General features: G+C 68.4%; 14 protein-coding genes and 2 tRNA genes. 12 read left to right on the top strand and 4 right to left on the bottom strand.

Annotated features, from left to right (window positions below; translation table 11 throughout):
• Positions 1–119: 119 nt before the first annotated feature.
• A complete protein-coding gene (locus tag ACOKR1_RS12625; RefSeq protein ID WP_422933398.1) occupies positions 120–587 on the bottom strand; it encodes an OsmC family protein in 468 nt (155 codons plus the stop codon).
• A gap of 10 nt (positions 588–597) precedes the next feature.
• Positions 598–3,162 (bottom strand): aminopeptidase N, encoded by a 2,565-nt coding sequence (gene pepN / locus ACOKR1_RS12620; protein WP_422933397.1) that lies wholly within the window; start codon positions 3,160–3,162, stop codon positions 598–600.
• Between the two features lie 137 nt (positions 3,163–3,299).
• On the opposite strand from pepN, the gene ACOKR1_RS12615 reads away from it, so the two are divergent.
• From ACOKR1_RS12615 to clpX, 9 genes are all read left to right on the top strand, one after another.
• Positions 3,300–4,259 (top strand): hypothetical protein, encoded by a 960-nt coding sequence (locus ACOKR1_RS12615; RefSeq protein ID WP_422933396.1) that lies wholly within the window; start codon positions 3,300–3,302, stop codon positions 4,257–4,259.
• A 41-nt stretch (positions 4,260–4,300) separates the two neighbouring features.
• Complete coding sequence (locus tag ACOKR1_RS12610) at positions 4,301–4,783, top strand: ribose-5-phosphate isomerase (protein WP_422933395.1); 483 nt, start codon at positions 4,301–4,303, stop codon at positions 4,781–4,783.
• Positions 4,783–5,739, top strand: a complete 957-nt coding sequence (locus ACOKR1_RS12605) for an Fpg/Nei family DNA glycosylase (RefSeq protein ID WP_422933394.1) — start codon at positions 4,783–4,785, stop codon at positions 5,737–5,739. Before ACOKR1_RS12610 ends, ACOKR1_RS12605 begins: the two co-directional genes overlap by 1 nt.
• A gap of 82 nt (positions 5,740–5,821) precedes the next feature.
• A tRNA-Gly gene (locus ACOKR1_RS12600) sits at positions 5,822–5,892 on the top strand.
• A 71-nt stretch (positions 5,893–5,963) separates the two neighbouring features.
• Positions 5,964–6,038 (top strand) — tRNA-Pro (locus tag ACOKR1_RS12595).
• Between the two features lie 66 nt (positions 6,039–6,104).
• The gene (gene tig / locus ACOKR1_RS12590) at positions 6,105–7,484 is read left to right on the top strand and encodes a trigger factor (protein ID WP_422933393.1); all 1,380 of its coding nucleotides are present in this window, start codon (positions 6,105–6,107) and stop codon (positions 7,482–7,484) included.
• 196 nt (positions 7,485–7,680) lie between these two features.
• Complete coding sequence (locus ACOKR1_RS12585; RefSeq protein ID WP_422933392.1) at positions 7,681–8,301, top strand: ATP-dependent Clp protease proteolytic subunit; 621 nt, start codon at positions 7,681–7,683, stop codon at positions 8,299–8,301.
• Between the two features lie 30 nt (positions 8,302–8,331).
• Positions 8,332–8,991: an ATP-dependent Clp protease proteolytic subunit gene (locus ACOKR1_RS12580; RefSeq protein WP_422933391.1), complete on the top strand. Its 660-nt coding sequence runs from the start codon at positions 8,332–8,334 to the stop codon at positions 8,989–8,991.
• 147 nt (positions 8,992–9,138) lie between these two features.
• A complete protein-coding gene (gene clpX / locus ACOKR1_RS12575) occupies positions 9,139–10,428 on the top strand; it encodes an ATP-dependent Clp protease ATP-binding subunit ClpX (protein WP_422933390.1) in 1,290 nt (429 codons plus the stop codon).
• Positions 10,429–10,487: 59 nt separating this feature from the next.
• Here the strand turns inward: clpX and ACOKR1_RS12570 are convergent, their stop codons facing one another.
• Positions 10,488–11,840: an MFS transporter gene (locus ACOKR1_RS12570; RefSeq protein ID WP_422933389.1), complete on the bottom strand. Its 1,353-nt coding sequence runs from the start codon at positions 11,838–11,840 to the stop codon at positions 10,488–10,490.
• A gap of 311 nt (positions 11,841–12,151) precedes the next feature.
• On the opposite strand from ACOKR1_RS12570, the gene ACOKR1_RS12565 reads away from it, so the two are divergent.
• Entirely contained in the window at positions 12,152–12,799 is a 648-nt protein-coding gene (locus tag ACOKR1_RS12565; protein WP_422933388.1) for a disulfide bond formation protein DsbA, read from the top strand.
• Between the two features lie 361 nt (positions 12,800–13,160).
• Here the strand turns inward: ACOKR1_RS12565 and valS are convergent, their stop codons facing one another.
• Entirely contained in the window at positions 13,161–15,812 is a 2,652-nt protein-coding gene (gene valS / locus ACOKR1_RS12560; RefSeq protein ID WP_422933387.1) for a valine--tRNA ligase, read from the bottom strand.
• Here valS and ACOKR1_RS12555 point away from each other — a divergent pair.
• Positions 15,811–16,035: a hypothetical protein gene (locus ACOKR1_RS12555; protein ID WP_422933386.1), complete on the top strand. Its 225-nt coding sequence runs from the start codon at positions 15,811–15,813 to the stop codon at positions 16,033–16,035. The two genes, valS and ACOKR1_RS12555, sit on opposite strands and share 2 nt — an antisense overlap.
• 9 nt (positions 16,036–16,044) lie before the next feature.
• On the top strand, positions 16,045–16,842 hold the full coding sequence (locus tag ACOKR1_RS12550; RefSeq protein ID WP_422933385.1) for an SDR family oxidoreductase: 798 nt from the start codon (positions 16,045–16,047) through the stop codon (positions 16,840–16,842).
• The last annotated feature ends 268 nt before the right edge of the window (positions 16,843–17,110 follow it).

Here is a 17,110-nt window from a genome sequence, read left to right as displayed (position 1 = left end):
GTCGACGCTGCGGCGCCATCGGTCAGGGACGGCTGTAGTGCAAACAGCACAGTCAATTGCCTCCTTGGCTGGGGGTGGGGGCATTAAGGGTGCCCTTCCACCCTAGCGAGGATCTCCGCCTAAGACGCAGCAGGTTCGTGACGTACCGGAAAGTTCACCGAGCGTGCAATGAAGCACACGCGGTGAGCCTCCTCGTGGAGGCCGTCGGCGAGCCCGCGCTGAGACTCGTCGGCAAGCTCGACGCGCGGACGGAGGATCACCTCCGTGAACTCGCCGCTCCCGTCTCGGTTGAGGTGCATCGTGCCCTCGGCCGCGTCCGTGTAGGCCGTCACGACGACGCCGTTCATGACGGCGACGTGCAGGTAGGACAGCATGTGGCACTGCGAGAGCGCCGTGAGGAGCAGCTGCTCGGGGTTGTACCGGTCCCTGTCTCCGCGGAACGTCGGGTCAGAGGAGCCGGGCAGCACCGGGAGCCCGGGCAGGGCGACGTCGTGGTCCCGACCGTAGTCGCGGTACCCCGACGTGCCCGTGCCCCGGTTCCCGGTCCACGTGACGGTGACGCTGTAGTGGTGCTCGTCGATGGCCATAGTGCCAACGCTACCGATCGGCGGCCTGGGCGCGGAGCGCGCGCGCCACACCGTCCCGGTTTTCGAGCATCATGCGGCGCAGGGCGCCCTGGTCCTCGCCGAGCGCGGCGATGAACGCGTCCGTCCGCTCGAGCGTCGCCTCGGTCGTCTGGCGGGCCGGGTAGAGGCCGACGACGATCTGCTGGGCGAGCGCGTGCGTCCGGTCCGCGACGATCCCGGGCACGGCCTCGAAGTACTTCTCCGCGAACGGCGCGATGAGCCGCGCGTCGTGGACGCGGATGAAGCCGTTGACGGCCGCCTGCTGGACGGCATTGGAGAGCTCTCCAGTCTCGACGATTCGGCGCCACGCATCGGCCTTGGCCTCGGCGGTGGGCAGTGCTGCCGTCGCGAGGGCTGCGGCGCACTGACCGGTGGACGTGTTGTCGCGCGAGAGCTCCTCGTCCACGCGATCGCGGTCGATCCGACCTCCCGCCGCGAGCGAGGCCACAAGCTCCCATCGGAGGTCCTGGTCCACTGCGAGGCCCGGCACCGCGAGGCTGCCGTCGAGGATGCCGGCCACGGTGTCGAGGTGCGTCGGCGAGGACGCGAGCCCGGCAAACGCCTTGACGAACTGGAGCTGCGAGTCGGAACCGGACGCGGCGTCCATGGCCAGCTGCCACAACCGACCCGCGGTCGCGCTCTTGACGTCCGCCTGGGCGCCCGCCGCGACGTAGAAATCGAGCGTGGTCGCGAGCTGGCGCAGGAGCGTCTGGACCACGGAGGAATCCGTCTCCGCCCCGATGTTCGCGAGCACGAGCTCGACGTAGGCGCGGGCGGGCGTCTCGCCGTCGCGCGCCCCGTCCCACGCGGAGCCCCACACGAGGGCGCGGGGGAGGCTCTCGGCGATGTCGCGGAGTCCGCCCGTTGCGGTCGCGAGCGACGCCGGGTCGAGGCGGACCTTTGCGTACGCGAGGTCGTCGTCGTTGAGCAGGATGAGCGCGGGGCGGGCCGCGCCGACGAGGGCGGGGACGTCCGTGAGCGGCCCCTCGACGTCGAGCTCTTCGCGCCGCGTGCGCACGAGGCGACCGTCGGCGCTCGGCTCGTAGAAGCCGATCGCGAGCCGATGCGGTCGGAGCGTCGGCTGGGCGTCCGAGGCGGTCTGCCGCACTGTGAACGAGGTGATGACGCCGTCGTCGTTCGTCTCGATCGCGGGGGCGAGCGTGTTGACGCCCGCGGTCTCGAGCCAGATCTGGCCCCACGAGGAGAGGTCGCGGCCGCTCGCGGCCTCGAGCTCGGCGAGGAGGTCGGCGAGGACCGTGTTGGACCACGCGTGCTTGCCGAAGTAGGCGCGCACGCCGGACATGAACTGCTCCTGGCCGACCCACGCGACGAGCTGCTTGAGCACCGACGCGCCCTTCGCGTAAGTGATGCCGTCGAAGTTGACCTCGACGTCCGCGAGGTCGTTGATGTCCGCGAAGATCGGGTGCGTCGTGGGGAGCTGGTCCTGCCGGTAGGCCCAGGACTTCTCGACGGACGCGAACGTGGTCCACGCGTGGCCGAAGTCGGGGGTGTGCACCGCCGCAAGGTGGGACATGAACTCGGCGAAGGACTCGTTGAGCCAGAGGTCGTCCCACCATCGCATGGTCACGTAGTCGCCGAACCACATGTGGGCGAGCTCGTGCAGGACCGTGATGGCGCGCCGTTCGACCGTGGCCTGGGTGGGCTTGGACCGGAACACGTAGCTCTCGAGGATGGTCACCGCGCCGGCGTTTTCCATGGCGCCGGCGTTGAACTCGGGGACGAAGAGCTGGTCGTACTTCGCGAAGGGGTACTCGCAGCCGAACTGCTCCTCGAAGAACTCGAAGCCGCGCTTCGTGATGTCGAAGATGTTCTCCGCGTCGAGGTACTGCATGAGCGACTTGCGCGCGAAGATCCCGAGGGGGATCGTGCGGCCGCCGGAGCCCACCACCTCGGTGTGGACGGACTGGTAGGGGCCCGCGATGAGCGCGGTCACGTAGCTCGGGACTCGCGGGGTCGGCGCGAACGCCCACACCGAGCGCGCCGAGCCGTCCTCCGTGACCGGGGCCTGCGCGGGCTCCGGAGTCGGAGAGTTGGAGACCACCGACCAGTGCGAGGGCGCCGTGACCGTGAAGCGGAACGAGGCCTTGAGGTCGGGCTGCTCGAACACGGCGTACATGCGGCGCGAGTCCGGCACCTCGAACTGGCTGTAGAGGTACACCTCGCCGTCCACGGGGTCGACGAATCTGTGCAGCCCCTCGCCCGTGTTCATGTACCGCGCGTCGGCGTCGACGACGAGTTCGTTGCGGGCCGCGAGACCGGGGAGTTGGATGCGGACGCCGTCGACGACGCCCGCGGGATCGAGGGCCGCGCCGTTGAGCGTGACGGAGCGCACGGACTCGGTGATCGCGTCGATGAACGTGTGCGAGCCGGGAACGGCCTCGAACACCACTCTCGTGCGGGAGCCAAAGACCCGCTCGCCCTTCGTGAGGTCGAGCTCCACGTCGTAGCTCTCAACCCGGAGCACGGCTTTCGCCCGCTCGACGGCCTCGGACCGGGTCAGGTTCGTCCCTGGCATGCGCGCCTCCTGCACACTAGCGATCGCGGCGCTGTGGCGCGCCGCACATATTTGAAATTATTGTTTCAGTTCCCTCACGCGTGCAAGTGCCAACCGTGCTGTGACACGCTCGCGAATGCCTGCGCTAGCGTTGAGTCATGCGCGAGACGGAGGGGCGTTGGGACCGCAAGGCGGTCCGATTCGCGATCGGCTACCCGACCCTCCTCGCGGCTGGCTTCTTCATCGCGGCATTCACGTTCCGCGGCCAGGTCCCCGAGCCCGTCGCGTGGCTCTGGGACGCGGACGGTGGCCGTGCGTTCGTGCCGTTCTTCGTGTATCTCGGCGTGGGGGCCGGAATCGTCGCGGTGGTCGGCGTCCTGCTGGGCCTCCAGGCGGGGCTGCAGGGGCGGCCGCCCGTGTCCCGCAAGATCTTCATGGCCGGCGGCGTGGGAATGTCGATGTTCCTCGTGACCGTGCTCGGCGCCGGGCTCATGGGACAGGTCGGCGCGAGGGACGCGCGGGACACCCATCCGGATCCCATTGTCCTGGCCTCAGGCAGCGGCGCGACGGTCGCACTGACCGTCGTCATGTTCATGATCTTCAAGCCCGACGAGCAGTGGAGCCCGCGGGACGAGGAAGCCCTGCTCGACGTCCTCGAACCCGAGCGGGCCCGCAACACGTTCGTTTTCTGGGCGCACGCGCGCCCCTCGGTCTTCGTCATGCTCGCCGTCCTCGGCGTCGACCTCCCGCTCCTCGCGCTCCTCATCTCTCCGTGGCTCTCGCTCGTGCTCGCGCTCGTCTCCCTGGCCGCCGCCTCGATGCTCATGCTCCGCGTGAGCGTGGGCCCCGACGAGGTCCGCCTCGCGTTTGGCGGCCTCATCCGCGTCGCGAAGATCAGGCCCGCGGACGTGCTCCGGGCTGGCTACGGCGCCGTCGTCGCACGTTCCTATGGCGGGTGGGGCTATCGCCGCCGCGGGAAGCTCGTGTCCGCCCTCGTGGCGAGCGGCGAGGCCGTCGACGTGCTGTGCCGCGACGGGAGCCGCTTCGTGTTCTCGGCCAAGGACCCGGCACTCGCCGAGCGCGTCGCGGACGTGCTGCGCGGGGCCGCCGCCCAGTAGGCTGAGACCGCCCCTTCGCAGACCTCGAGAGGAACCCTGCCGTGTCCAAGCCCCGCGTCCACATCGCCACCGACCACGCCGGGATGGAGCTCAGCGCCCATCTCGTGAGCCACCTCGGGGCGCAGGGCTACGAGGTCGTCGACCATGGGCCTACGGCCTACGACCCGCTCGACGACTACCCCGCGTTCTGCCTCCGCGCGGCGCTTGCCGTGGTCGCTGACCAGGACGCCGGCGTCCCGGCGCTCGGGATCGTCCTGGGCGGCTCGGGCAACGGTGAGCAGATCGCGGCCAACAAGGTCCGGGGCGTCCGGGCGGCGCTCGCGTGGAACCTCGACACCGCGCGGCTCGCGCGCGAGCACAACGATGCGAACGTCGTCGCGGTCGGCGGGCGTCAGCACAGCGTCGAGGAGGCAACGACGCTCATCGAGGCCTTCCTCGAGGAGCCATTCAGCCACGATGAGCGCCACGTGCGCCGCATCGGCAAGATCGCTACGTACGAGACCACCGGCGAAATCCTCGACTAGTGCCCGAGGGCCACTCCATCCATCGCCTCGCGCGGCAGTTCGGAGACGTCTTCGCGGGGGAGCGCCTCGCCGTGAGCAGCCCTCAGGGCCGCTTCGCCGGCGGCGCCGCGCTCCTTGACGGGCGCGTCCTCGAGGCGGCCCGCGCACACGGGAAGCAGCTCTTCCTGCGCTTCGAGGGCGGCCTGAGCCTCCACGTGCATCTAGGCCTCTACGGTGCGTGGGACTTCGGCGGCGACGCGACTTTCGCGGGCGCCTCGAGCATCGGCGCGCCGCGGCGAGTGGGGGAGCGCGAGGTTCCAGCCAGCAGCGGCGGGGCGGCGAGCAGCGCAGCGGACGACGGCGGAGCGCTCGCCTACGCGGGCCCGCCCGCCCCCGTCGGGGCCGTCCGCGTGCGCCTCGCCTCGGATCACGGCTGGGCGGACCTCCGCGGGGCGGCAGTGTGCGCCGTCGTCACCCAGCCCGAGGTCGACGCCGTGCTGGCGCGCCTGGGTCCGGACCCGCTCGCCGCGCACGACGGCGGGCCAGGCTCGCGCCCGGGCGCCGCCGGCGGAGGCGAGCAGTTCGCGCGCCTCCTCACGCGCCGTCGTACGCCCGTGGGGCGGCTCCTCATGGACCAGGGGGTGGTCGCCGGGATCGGCAACGTCTACCGCGCCGAGCTCTTGTTCAGGGCACGCCTCGACCCAGCGTTGCCCGGAACTCACGTGGGGCACGGCCGGGCGGTTGCCCTGTGGGAGGACGCAGTCGTGGCGCTCGGGCACGGCGTGCGCGACGGCCGCATCGTCACGACCGACCCGGCCCTCTGGCCGGGCGGCCCAGACGAACTCCCGGCGCCGGATCATGCCCACTACGTCTACAAGCGGCATGGGCAAGCGTGCCGGGTGTGCGGCGAGGACGTTCGGCTCGCGGCCGAGGCGGGGCGCAAGCTGTATTGGTGCCCTCAATGCCAGCGGGGCTGATGAGCCGGCGGAACCGACGAACGGCGTGTCGGGCCGCGAGATTTGACACGCGATCAGCGAATTCGCTTTAGTTGAAGGGCTCGGGGACGTAGCTCAATGGTAGAGCCTCAGTCTTCCAAACTGATTACGCGGGTTCGATTCCCGTCGTCCCCTCTCTCGCGCCGCTGTTTGTGCGAATGTGCGCCCCTGCAGGCACGCCTGTATTGTGGTCTGTGCATCAGATACGGGGTGTAGCTCAGCTTGGCTAGAGCGCCTGCTTTGGGAGCAGGAAGTCGCAGGTTCAAATCCTGTCATCCCGACTGTTCGGCCGTCGGCAAGCCAGCCAGGGCGGCGACCCCAACCAGAACATCCAGGAGTGCCACGCTGTGAAGAGCGCCGCCGAGAACCTTAGCCCCACCCGCGTCAAGCTCAACGTCGAGGTCCCGTTCGACGAACTCAAGCCGAACATCGACGCAGCGTACAAGCAGGTTGCCGAGCAGATCCAGGTGCCCGGCTTCCGCAAGGGCAAGGTTCCCTCCCGCGTGATCGATCAGCGTGTGGGCCGCGGCTACGTCCTCGAGACGGCGATCAACGAGGGCCTCAACGACTGGTACCAGCAGGCCGTCTCCGAGACCGGCATCCGCCCGCTCTCCCGCCCAGAGGTCGAGATCACCGAGGTTCCCGACCCGAGCGCGACCGATGGCCAGCTCGCGTTCCAGGTCGAGGTCGACGTGCGCCCCGAGATCGAGCTTCCCGACTACGCCGGCATCAAGGTCGATGTCGAGGCCGCCGCGGCGTCGGACGAGGACATCACGAAGGCGCTCGATGAGCTGCGCGGCCGCTTCGGCACGCTCAAGCCGGTGGACCGGCCCGCGCAGGCCGATGACTTCCTCACCATCGACCTCACCGCGAAGGTGGGAGACGACGAGGTCGACTCCGCCGCGGGCCTCTCCTACCAGGTTGGCTCGGGCACCATGCTTGAGGGTCTTGACGAGGCCGTCACGGGCCTCAGCGCCGACGAGGAGACGATCTTCGAGACGAAGCTTGCTGGCGGCGAACATGCGGGCGAGGCCGCCCAGGTGACCGTGAAGGTGACCGCGGTCAAGGAGCGCGAGCTCCCCGAGGCCGACGACGACTTCGCGCAGCTGGCGTCCGAGTTCGACACGATCGCCGAGCTCCGCGACGACCTCGCGAAGCAGGCCGCGGACGCGAGGGTGGCCCAGCAGGGCGTCGAGGCGCGCGACAAGGTCCTCGACAAGCTCGTCGAGCTCATCGAGGTGCCAGTACCCGAGTCGGTCATCACCGAGCAGGTCGAGGCCCACTTCAACCCGGAGACGGGCGGCCACGGCGCAGCCGAGGACCACGACACCGAGGAGCACCGCGCGGAGGTCCTCGCGAACACCGAGCGTGCCTTCAAGAACGAGATCATCCTCGACGCGATCGCGGAGAAGGAAGAGGTCGGCGTCTCGCAGAACGAGCTCATCGAGTACCTCATCTCGACGGCGTCGCAGTACGGCATGGACCCGAACCAGTTCGCCCAGATCATGGACCAGTCCGGTCAGGTCCCGATGATGGTCGGCGAGGTCCGCCGCCGCAAGGCGCTCGCGCTCGTCCTCGGTCAGGCCGAGGTGACCGACTCCGAGGGCAACGCCGTTGACCTGACCGAGTTCGTCCGTCCGGCCGGCGAGGAGACCGTGGAGGAGGCGCCTGAGGAGGCCGCCGCGGACGTTATCCCGAGCGACGACCCCGCCGCCGCCAAGTTCTGACGCTTCCTCACAAGGGCCGCCGCCCGCGCTGCATGGCGCGGACGGCGGCCCTTGTGCTGTCCCGCGCGAGGCGCGCGCGGCGCCGTCATGCGCCTAAAGCGAACAGTGGCGACGCGCGGAACAAACGCATGCCCAAACGGGCTAGTGTCCCTGTAGCAGCAACCAGTCTTCGCAGCAGATCGGAAGGTAGCGCACCATGCCACAGCAGGAAAGCACGCCGCGCATGGCGGGGCCCGCGGAGGGCAACGGACAGGACTTCATCTACCAGCGGCTCCTCAAGGAGCGCATCATCTGGCTCGGCTCCGAGGTGAGGGACGAGAACGCGAACACGATCTGCTCGCAGCTCCTGCTCCTCTCCGCAGAGGACCCCGAGAAGGACATCTTCCTGTACATCAACTCGCCCGGCGGTTCGGTCACGGCCGGCATGGCGATCTACGACACGATGCAGTACATCTCAAACGATGTCGTCACGGTCGCGACGGGTCTCGCCGCCTCGATGGGGCAGTTCCTGCTCTCGTCCGGGACGAAGGGGAAGCGCTACGCGACCCCGCACGCCCGCATCCTCATGCACCAGCCCTCGGGCGGGATCGGCGGCACCGCGTCGGACATCAAGATCCAGGCGGAGCTCATCCTGCACATGAAGCGGGTCATGGCCGAGCTCACGGCGGAGCAGACCGGGCAGACCATCGAGACGATCCTGAAGGACAACGACCGCGACAAGTGGTTCACGGCCAAGGAGGCCCTCGACTACGGGTTCTTCGACAAGATCGCCGAGCGGGCCGGGCACGTCACCGGCGGCGGCGGGACGGACAAGTAAGAGACGCCCAGGGCGACTAAGGAGCAAGAGATGAACTACAACATGGGCGTCAACCCGGCGGGCCTGCCCACGAGCCGCTACATTCTGCCGCAGTTCGAGGAGCGCACGCCGTACGGCTTCAAGCGCCAGGACCCATACACGAAGCTGTTCGAGGACCGCATCATCTTCATGGGCGTCCAGGTCGACGACGCCTCGGCGGACGACATCATGGCCCAGCTGCTCGTGCTCGAGGCCAACGACCCGGACCGCGACATCACGATGTACATCAACTCGCCGGGTGGTTCGTTCACCGCGATGACGGCGATCTACGACACGATGCAGTTCATCCGCCCCGAGATCCAGACGGTGTGCCTCGGCATGGCGGCCTCGGCGGCGGCGGTCCTGCTCGCGGCGGGAACGCCGGGCAAGCGCCTCGCACTGCCGAATTCGACCGTCATGATCCACCAGCCGTCCCTTTCGAGCGGCCAGGGCGGCCAGGCGACAGATCTCGAGATCCAGGCGCGTGAGGTCCTTCGCATGCGCGAGTGGCTCGAGAACACGTGGGCCAAGCACACGAACAAGACGCCCGAGGAAATCAGCCGCGACATCGAGCGCGATCTGTTCCTCACGGCGCCCGAGGCCCAGGTCTACGGGCTCGTCGACGAGGTGCTTGAGTCGCGCAAGATCCGGCAGAGCGCTATCGCTCGCTGACGGTCACGTGCCGGGCGTGTCGTAAAAGGCGCCGGTGCCGCCGAGAAATCTTCGGCGGTACCGGCGTTTGGCATCGGTGCGCTGTCGGCCCAGTGTCCTACAGTGGAGTGGTCACGGCTTCTGCCCCTACACGAAGGGATTCGACGAATGGCTCGGATTGGTGAGAGCGCGGATCTGCTGAAGTGCTCGTTCTGCGGGAAGAGCCAGAAGCAGGTGCGGAAGCTCATCGCGGGCCCCGGGGTCTACATCTGCGACGAGTGCATTGAACTCTGCAACGAAATCATCGAGGAAGAGCTCGCGGAGGTCTCGGATCTGGGCAGCTTCGAACTGCCGAAGCCACGCGAGATCTTCGACTTCCTCCAGGAATACGTTGTGGGACAAGAGCCCGCCAAGCGCGCGTTGGCCGTTGCGGTCTACAACCACTACAAGAGGATTCAGGCCGGCCACGGCTCCAAGTCCGGCTCGCTTGCCGAAGGGCACGGGCACGACGACGTCGAGATCGCGAAGTCGAACATCCTCCTCATCGGACCCACGGGCTGCGGAAAGACGTACCTCGCTCAGACGCTCGCGCGCCGGCTCAACGTCCCGTTCGCGGTCGCGGACGCGACGGCCCTCACCGAGGCGGGCTACGTCGGCGAGGATGTCGAGAACATCCTGCTGAAGCTCATCCAGGCCGCCGACTACGACGTCAAGAAGGCCGAGCAGGGCATCATCTACATCGATGAGATCGACAAGATCTCGCGCAAGAGCGAGAACCCGTCGATTACTCGGGACGTCTCGGGGGAGGGCGTCCAGCAGGCGCTCCTCAAGATCCTCGAGGGCACGGTGGCCTCCGTCCCGCCGCAGGGCGGCCGCAAGCACCCGCATCAGGAGTTCATCCAGATCGACACGACGAACGTCCTGTTCATCGTCGCGGGCGCGTTCGCGGGGCTCGAGGAGATCATCGGCCAGCGCGCGGGCAAGAAGGGGATCGGCTTCGGTGTCCCGCTGAGCTCGATCACGAAGCACGAGAGCACGTACGCGGACGTCATGCCGGAGGACCTGCTCAAATTCGGGCTCATTCCGGAGTTCATCGGCCGCCTCCCGGTCATCACGACCGTGGAGAACCTCGACAGGCCGGCTCTCATGCAGATCCTGACTGAGCCGAAGAACGCCCTCGTGAAGCAGTACCAGAAGATGTTCCAGCTTGACGGCGTTGAGCTGCACTTCGAGGACGGCGCCCTCGAGGCGATCGCGGACCTCGCGCTCGAGCGCGGCACGGGCGCCCGCGGCCTGCGGGCGATCATGGAGGAGGTCCTCCTCCCCGTCATGTTCGATCTGCCGAGCCGCGACGACGTTGCGAGCGTCGTGGTGACGCGGGACGTCGTCATTCGTCACGAAGAGCCCACGCTCATCCCGCACAGCGTCGTGGCGAAGCGCCGCACCAAGTCGGCGTAGCACCCAGCACGCGAAGGAGGCCGGCACCGCGCGGTGCCGGCCTCCTTTAGCTTGGGCGCTTAGACCTGTGCCGAATGAACGACGGCGCGGGCCGGGATCGGCTCGATCCTCCCCATGAGCAGGAGGTACGAGGCAAGGCCGCCGATGAGTGCGAAACCGCCGATGATGAACGCGTAGAAGAAGTGGCCCGTCGCGTCCACGACGAAGCCCGTCACGATCGGGGCGGCGACGCCCGCGAGCAGGTTGACGCAGTTCACAATCGCGGCGAGCGAGCCGGCACTGCCCTCCGGTGCGATGAGCGCGGGAAGGGAATTGCTCGTGACGTACACGAGGGCGATGCCCGCGCTGCCGATGGCGATCCAGATGATCGCGACGATCGGCGTGTTGCTGAAGGCCGCACCGACCGTGAACAGGGCCACGATCATGCCCGCCACGAGGACGCCCTTGCGGACCTTGTCCGGGTTCGCGCCGCGACCGATCACGCGGTCCACCCACACGCCGCCGATCGTGAGCTCTGAGACGAACATCGCGAACGCCGGGACGGCGGCGTAGATGCCGCTCTGGAGCACGCTCTGGTTCATGCTCGTCTGCATGTAGCCCGGGAGCCACGTGAGCAGCATCCAGAGGACGTAGCCGGCCCCCGCGAGGCCCAGCGAAAGGCCCCACACCTTCCGCTGCCGGAGGAGATAGCCGACCGTGGCCCAGTCGCTCTGCGGGCGCACGTCCTCGCTCGAGGCCCCGCCGTCCACGATGTAGCGGTACTCGTCGTTCGTCATGCGACCCTTTGCGAGCCGCGCCTTGGGCCCTGTGTACCGCCAGAGGAACGCGACGAGGAACACAATCGAGAGTGCGGCCTGGAGCCAGAACGCCTCGCGCCAGCCCCATGTGGAGACTGTGAACGCGATGAGGGGGAGTCCCAATACGTTCGCGAGCCGCGTGCCGCTGTCGAAGATCGCGGTGCACAGCCCGCGTTCGTGCCGCGGGAACCACTGGCCCGTGGCCTTCATCGCGCCGGGGAACGCGGGGGCCTCGGCAACGCCAAGGAGCACGCGGGCCACGATGATGACCCAGGCCCCGGACGCGATCGCGGTGAGGACTGACGCGACGGTCCACAGCACCGCGCTCGCGCCCCAGATCTTCTTGACGCCGAAGCGGTCGAGCAGCATGCCAGAGGGGATCTGCATGATCGCGTAGGACCAGAGGAACGCCGAGGAGAGCACGCCGAACTCGGTCGCGCTGAGCCCGAAGTCGTGCGTGAGGGGCTGCTGGGTGACCGAGATCGAGAGGCGGTCGACGTAGTTGATGAGGATGCCGAAGCCCATGAGGAGGGCGATGCTCCAGCGCGCGCGTCCCCTCGGGCGGGTGGCCGGGGCGGTGTGCGCCTGCGCGGGGTTCTTAGATACCTGGGACAACAAAGGTGCTCCTAACGGGCGATCAGAATTTCGGGAGCCGGGCCACGCTGCCGCGGCTTCCGAGCGCGCGCCGAACTCGCTTTCAGCGCGTCGCATGGGGTGGGAATGATGGGTGCCGTTCGTGTTCGGTCTGTGTGCTCGACGTGATCGGTTTCACGTGAGCCGGGTGAATCCAGAGTAGGCAGAACACTGTGAATTCCACAAGAAGGAATCTAAATTTCATATGCTGGAATCTCTGATATCCCAAATTTCGATCTTGGTATCCCAAATTGAATCGAGGAGCTCGCGGAATACGATGGCGAGGAATGCACATGACGACGAAGGGAGACTCCGCCATGACCTCTGCTGCAGAGGCAGTGAAGAGCAAGGCAGACTTTTGGTTCGACCCCGCGTGCCCGTTCGCGTGGGTGACGTCGCGGTGGATCGGTGAGGTTGAGAAGGTTCGCGACATTGAGACGAGATGGCACGTCATGAGCCTCTCGGTGCTCAATGAGGGCCGTGAGCTCGACCCCGACTACCAGCGTGCGATGGACCAGAACTGGGGTCCCGTGCGCGTCATCATCGCCGCCTCGGAGCTCCACGGTTCCGAGCACATCAAGCCGCTCTACGATGCGATGGGCTCATTCATCCACAACGAGGGCGTCAAAGACCGCGCCGAGGTCATCCGGCGTGCGCTCGAGGAGGTCGGGCTGCCGGCCAGCCTGGCCGACTACGCCGATTCCGAGGAGTTCGACGCCCAGCTGCGCGCGAGCCACAAGTCCGGGATCGAGCTCGTAGGCCAGGACGTCGGCACGCCTGTGGTCGCCTTCGACGGCACGGCGTTCTTCGGCCCGGTCATGACCCGAGTCCCGCAGGGCGAGGAGGCGGGGGAGGTGTGGGATGCGTCGGTGACGCTCGCGGCCTATCCGCACTTCTTCGAGATCAAGCGGTCCCGCACGGAGCGCCCCCAGGCCGTGTGAGCGTTCGGGGGCGCGGGCCGTGCGTCGGTCCCGCCCCCGAATTACGCTTCTGTACTTCGCGGATCGCCCTTGCACGCGACTGTGGTCCGGATCACAATGGTAGTTACCTCCTCCAAGAAGAGGAGGACGTGGAAACCGAAGATTCAGTGACAGTCGATTCGACGCAGCCTCAGGCAAAGCCGGCGATTGGCCCTTAGTGACGAAGGGTACGACCTGGATGCCAAGGATTCCACCAGACTGGGAGTCGTCACCGATCAGCCGATAAAGTCGAAGCCCCACCAACGCGAGAACGCTGATGGGGCTTCCCCTTTGCCCGAGATCCCCGGCCCGCAGAATCAGAAGGGCCGGGGCGCAGGCAGCCTTAGACCTCGGCCGCGGCGAGCTCGACGCCGGAGACCTTCAGTTCCTCAGCACCGTCCTCAAGGTTGAGCTCGCGCGCGTTCGCGGCGGCCTGAAGGTCGCCGAGGCCACCCCTGAGCTGCTCGATTTGGCCACTCGGAGCCGACACGGTCGCGGACACGACCTCGGTGCGCTGCTTGACCTTGGCCTCCGACTTGGCCTTCCGGATGCCGGAGAGGGCCAGGCCGACGGTGGCCAGCATGCCGAGATCGCCCTCGACTGGCAGCGCCTCAGGCCACGGGGCGCGGTGCACCGACCCAGCGCGCCACCAGCCCCAGACCTCTTCGGTGGCGAAGGGCAGAACCGGCGCGAACAGGCGCAGGAGCGCGTCGAGCGTCGTCGCGAGGGCCGCGAGCACCGACGCCCGCTGGGCCTCGCCCTGGGCGCCATATGCGCGGTCCTTGACGAGCTCGACGTAGTCGTCCGTGAACTGCCAGAAGAAAGACTCGGTGATTTGGAGCGCGCGCGCCGGGTCGTACCCCGCGAAGGCCGAGCCAGCCTGGGCCACGACATCGGCGAGCTGGGCCAGGAGGGCCCGATCGAGCGGGTTGACGAGCACGGCGTCGCGCGGCTCGCGGACCACGTTCGCCTCTGTCGCACCGAGGCCCAGCACGAACTTCGATGCGTTGAGGATCTTGATCGCGAGGCGGCGGCCGATCTTCATCTGCGCGACCTCGAACGCCGTGTCGGAGCCGAGCTTCGCGGAGGCGGCCCAGTAGCGGACCGCGTCCGCGCCGTACTCCTCGAGGATGTCGGTGGGCACCACGACGTTGCCCTTCGACTTCGACATCTTCTTCCGGTCGGGGTCGAGCACCCAGCCCGAGATCGCCGCGTTGCGCCACGGGGCGCAGTCGTGGAGCGCGTCGGCGCGGACGGCGGTCGAGAACAGCCACGTGCGGATGATCTCGTGCGCCTGCGGGCGGAGGTCGAACGGGAACACGTTCCCGAAGAACTCCTCGTCCCGGCTCCATCGGCCCACGATCTGCGGGGTCAAAGAGGAGGTAGCCCACGTGTCGAGAACGTCCGGATCACCCGTGAAGCCGCCGGGCTGGTCGCGCTGCGCCTCGTCGAAGCCGGGCGCCGCCTCGGCGACGGGGTCGACAGGCAGCGCGGCGTCGTCGGGAACGATCGGGTTCTCGTAGTCCGGGTTCCCGCCCTCATCGAGCCGGTACCAGACGGGGATCGGGACGCCGAAGAAGCGCTGGCGGGACACGAGCCAGTCGCCGTTGAGGCCCTCGACCCAGTTCTCGTAGCGCGAGCGCATGAACCCTGGGTGCCACGCGAACTCGCGGCCCCGCTCGAGCAGGCGCTCGCGACGGTCGGCGTCGCGCCCGCCGTTGCGGATGTACCACTGGCGGCTCGTGACGACCTCGAGGGGCTTGTCGCCCTTCTCGTAGAAGTTCACGGGGTGCATGATCTTCTTCGGCTCGCCGTCGAGCAGGCCCTGCTCCGAGAGCAGCTTGACCACGCCCTCCTTCGCCGAGAAAGCGGTCTTCCCGGCGATCTCGGCGTATGCCGCCTTGCCGTCCTCGGACGTGATCCACTCGGGGGTCTCGGACTGGAGGCGTCCGTCGCGGCCGATGATCGAGCGCGTGGGGAGCTGGAGCTCGCGCCACCACGTGACGTCGGTGAGATCGCCGAACGTGCACACCATTGCGATGCCCGAGCCCTTGTCCGGCTTCGCGAGGGGGTGCGCTTTGACCTCGACCTCGACGCCGAACAGCGGCGAGCGAACGGTCTTGCCGAAGAGCGGCTGGTAGCGCTCGTCGTCCGGGTGGGCCACGAGCGCGGCGCACGCGGCGAGCAGCTCGGGACGGGTCGTCTCGATGTGAACCTGCTGGCCGTCGTCGGCCGCAAAGGCGTAGCGGTAGTAGGCGCCGGGCACCTCGCGGTCCTCAAGCTCCGCCTGGGCCACCGCGGTGCGGAACGTGACGTCCCACAGCGTGGGCGCCTCGGCGAGGTAGGCATCGCCCTCGGCGAGATTGCGGAGGAACGCGCGCTGCGAGACAGCGCGCGAGGTGTTGTCGATCGTGCGGTACGTCATGTCCCAGTCGACGGACAGGCCGAGCGTCTTGAAGAGGTGCTCGAACACCTTCTCGTCCTCGACCGCGAGCTCCTCGCAGAGCTCGATGAAGTTGCGACGCGAGACGACGTCGAAGTCGCGCTGGTTCTTGGCGGGCTGGGCAGGCGGCCGGTAGTCGGCGTTGTACGGCACGCTCGGGTCGCAGCGCACGCCGAAGTAGTTCTGGACGCGGCGCTCGGTCGGGAGGCCGTTGTCGTCCCAGCCCATGGGGTAGAAGACGTTCTTGCCGGTCATGCGCTGGTAGCGCGCCAGGAGGTCGGTCTGCGTGAAGGAGAACATGTGGCCCACGTGGAGCGAGCCGGACGCCGTGGGCGGGGGAGTGTCGATCGAGTAGACCTGCTCCCGGCTCGTGTTCGGCTCGTACCGGTACGTGCCCTCGGCGAGCCACCGCTCGGTGAGCTTCGCCTCGAGGCCCTCGAGGGCCGGCTTCTCGGGGACGGTGGCGGCGTGGGCCGGGGTCACGGGGGCGGTTGGGTGGGAGAGGGAAGGGGTGCCGGGCGTGTCTGTACCCGTGGTGTTCGCTTCAGGCATGCGCCAATTCTTCCACGGATTGCCGCTCGACCCGGTCCCTCGGCACCATCGGCGGGCCCAGCACGGGGCCCATGGCCACCGTGATGCCGGCTCGCCGGCGTTCGGCGAGCTCAAAGACGCCATTGCGGCTCATCCCCACGTGGAACTCGTCTATTCCGCGCGCGACGAGGAGCTCAATCAGTCGGTCGTCCTCCGCGACGTTCTGGCGGGGTCGGGGCGGTAGTTTGGGGTGATGACCTCCACCGCGCCCCAGCCCACGCCCGCCGTCGTCTCTGCGCCCGCCGTCGAACGCGCCGCCGTCGTCACCGGGGCGAGCACGGGGATCGGCGAGGCGACCGTCCGCGCCCTTGCTGCTCAGGGCTGGCGCGTGTACGCCGTGGCGCGCCGCGCGGAGCGGCTCGAGGCCCTCGCCGCCGAGACCGGTGCGGTCCCCGTTCCAGCCGACATCGCCGAGGACGACGACGTGGCGCGCCTTGTGGGGGCCGTGGAAGCCGGCGGGGGCATCGACACGCTCGTCAACATCGCGGGCGGCGCGCGCGGCGCCGATTGGGTGGCCGACGCGAAGACCGAGGACTGGGAGTGGATGCTGCGAGTCAACGTGGTGGGCACCATGAAGATCACGCGCGCCTTCCTGCCGATGCTGCGCGCGAACGGCCACGGGACTGTGCTCAATCTCACGTCCGTCGCCGGGCTCGTCTCGTACGAGGGTGGCGGCGGCTACAACGCCGCGAAGTTTGCCGAGCACGGCATGACGCGCGCGCTTCGGCTCGAGGAGGCCGAACACAACGTCCGCGTCATCGAGGTTATGCCTGGACTCGTCAAGACCGAGGAGTTCGCGCTGAGCCGGCTCGGCGGCGACGCCGCGGCGGCCGAGCGTGTGTATGAGGGCGTCGAGGAGCCCCTCTCGGCGGAGGACGTGGCCGACGTGATCCGCTACGCCGTGACCGTCCCGCATCACGTCAACCTCGACGACATCGTGATCCGCCCTGTGGCCCAGGCGGCCGCGCACAAGCTGTTGCGCAAGCGCTGAGCCGCGCTGAGCCCGGAGCCCGAGGCTCCCGGGGTAGACTGTTGAGCAAAGCATCGACCCGGCCATCACCGGTGAGCTTCCGGAAGAACAGCGCGCTCCGCCAGCCCGGCGAGGCCGCCCAGTAGAACCGGACGGGCAGGCCCGTCACAGCCCTCACGAGAGGCTCTCGCGGGCGCGCACAGCGGACGCGGCGAGCAAGCGAGGTGGTACCGCGGTGCCGCCCGGCAGATCCGGGCGTTCGCCGTCCTCGCATCCTCAGCCCAACAGC

Source organism: Sinomonas sp. P47F7 (assembly GCF_049332655.1).
In the GTDB taxonomy this organism is placed as follows: domain Bacteria; phylum Actinomycetota; class Actinomycetes; order Actinomycetales; family Micrococcaceae; genus Sinomonas.
Note: the sequence above shows the minus strand (reverse complement) of the source record. Positions and strands in the feature narration are given on the sequence as shown.

Coding starts and splice junctions, on each gene's coding strand:
- ACOKR1_RS12550 (WP_422933385.1), top strand. CDS start 16,045: ATGACCTCCACCGCGCCCCAGCCCACGCCCGCCGTCGTCTCTGCGCCC.
- valS (WP_422933387.1), bottom strand. CDS start 15,812: ATGCCTGAAGCGAACACCACGGGTACAGACACGCCCGGCACCCCTTCC.
- ACOKR1_RS12580 (WP_422933391.1), top strand. CDS start 8,332: ATGAACTACAACATGGGCGTCAACCCGGCGGGCCTGCCCACGAGCCGC.
- pepN (WP_422933397.1), bottom strand. CDS start 3,162: ATGCCAGGGACGAACCTGACCCGGTCCGAGGCCGTCGAGCGGGCGAAA.
- ACOKR1_RS12615 (WP_422933396.1), top strand. CDS start 3,300: ATGCGCGAGACGGAGGGGCGTTGGGACCGCAAGGCGGTCCGATTCGCG.
- ACOKR1_RS12625 (WP_422933398.1), bottom strand. CDS start 587: ATGGCCATCGACGAGCACCACTACAGCGTCACCGTCACGTGGACCGGG.
- ACOKR1_RS12555 (WP_422933386.1), top strand. CDS start 15,811: ATGCGCCAATTCTTCCACGGATTGCCGCTCGACCCGGTCCCTCGGCAC.
- ACOKR1_RS12585 (WP_422933392.1), top strand. CDS start 7,681: ATGCCACAGCAGGAAAGCACGCCGCGCATGGCGGGGCCCGCGGAGGGC.
- ACOKR1_RS12565 (WP_422933388.1), top strand. CDS start 12,152: ATGACGACGAAGGGAGACTCCGCCATGACCTCTGCTGCAGAGGCAGTG.
- clpX (WP_422933390.1), top strand. CDS start 9,139: ATGGCTCGGATTGGTGAGAGCGCGGATCTGCTGAAGTGCTCGTTCTGC.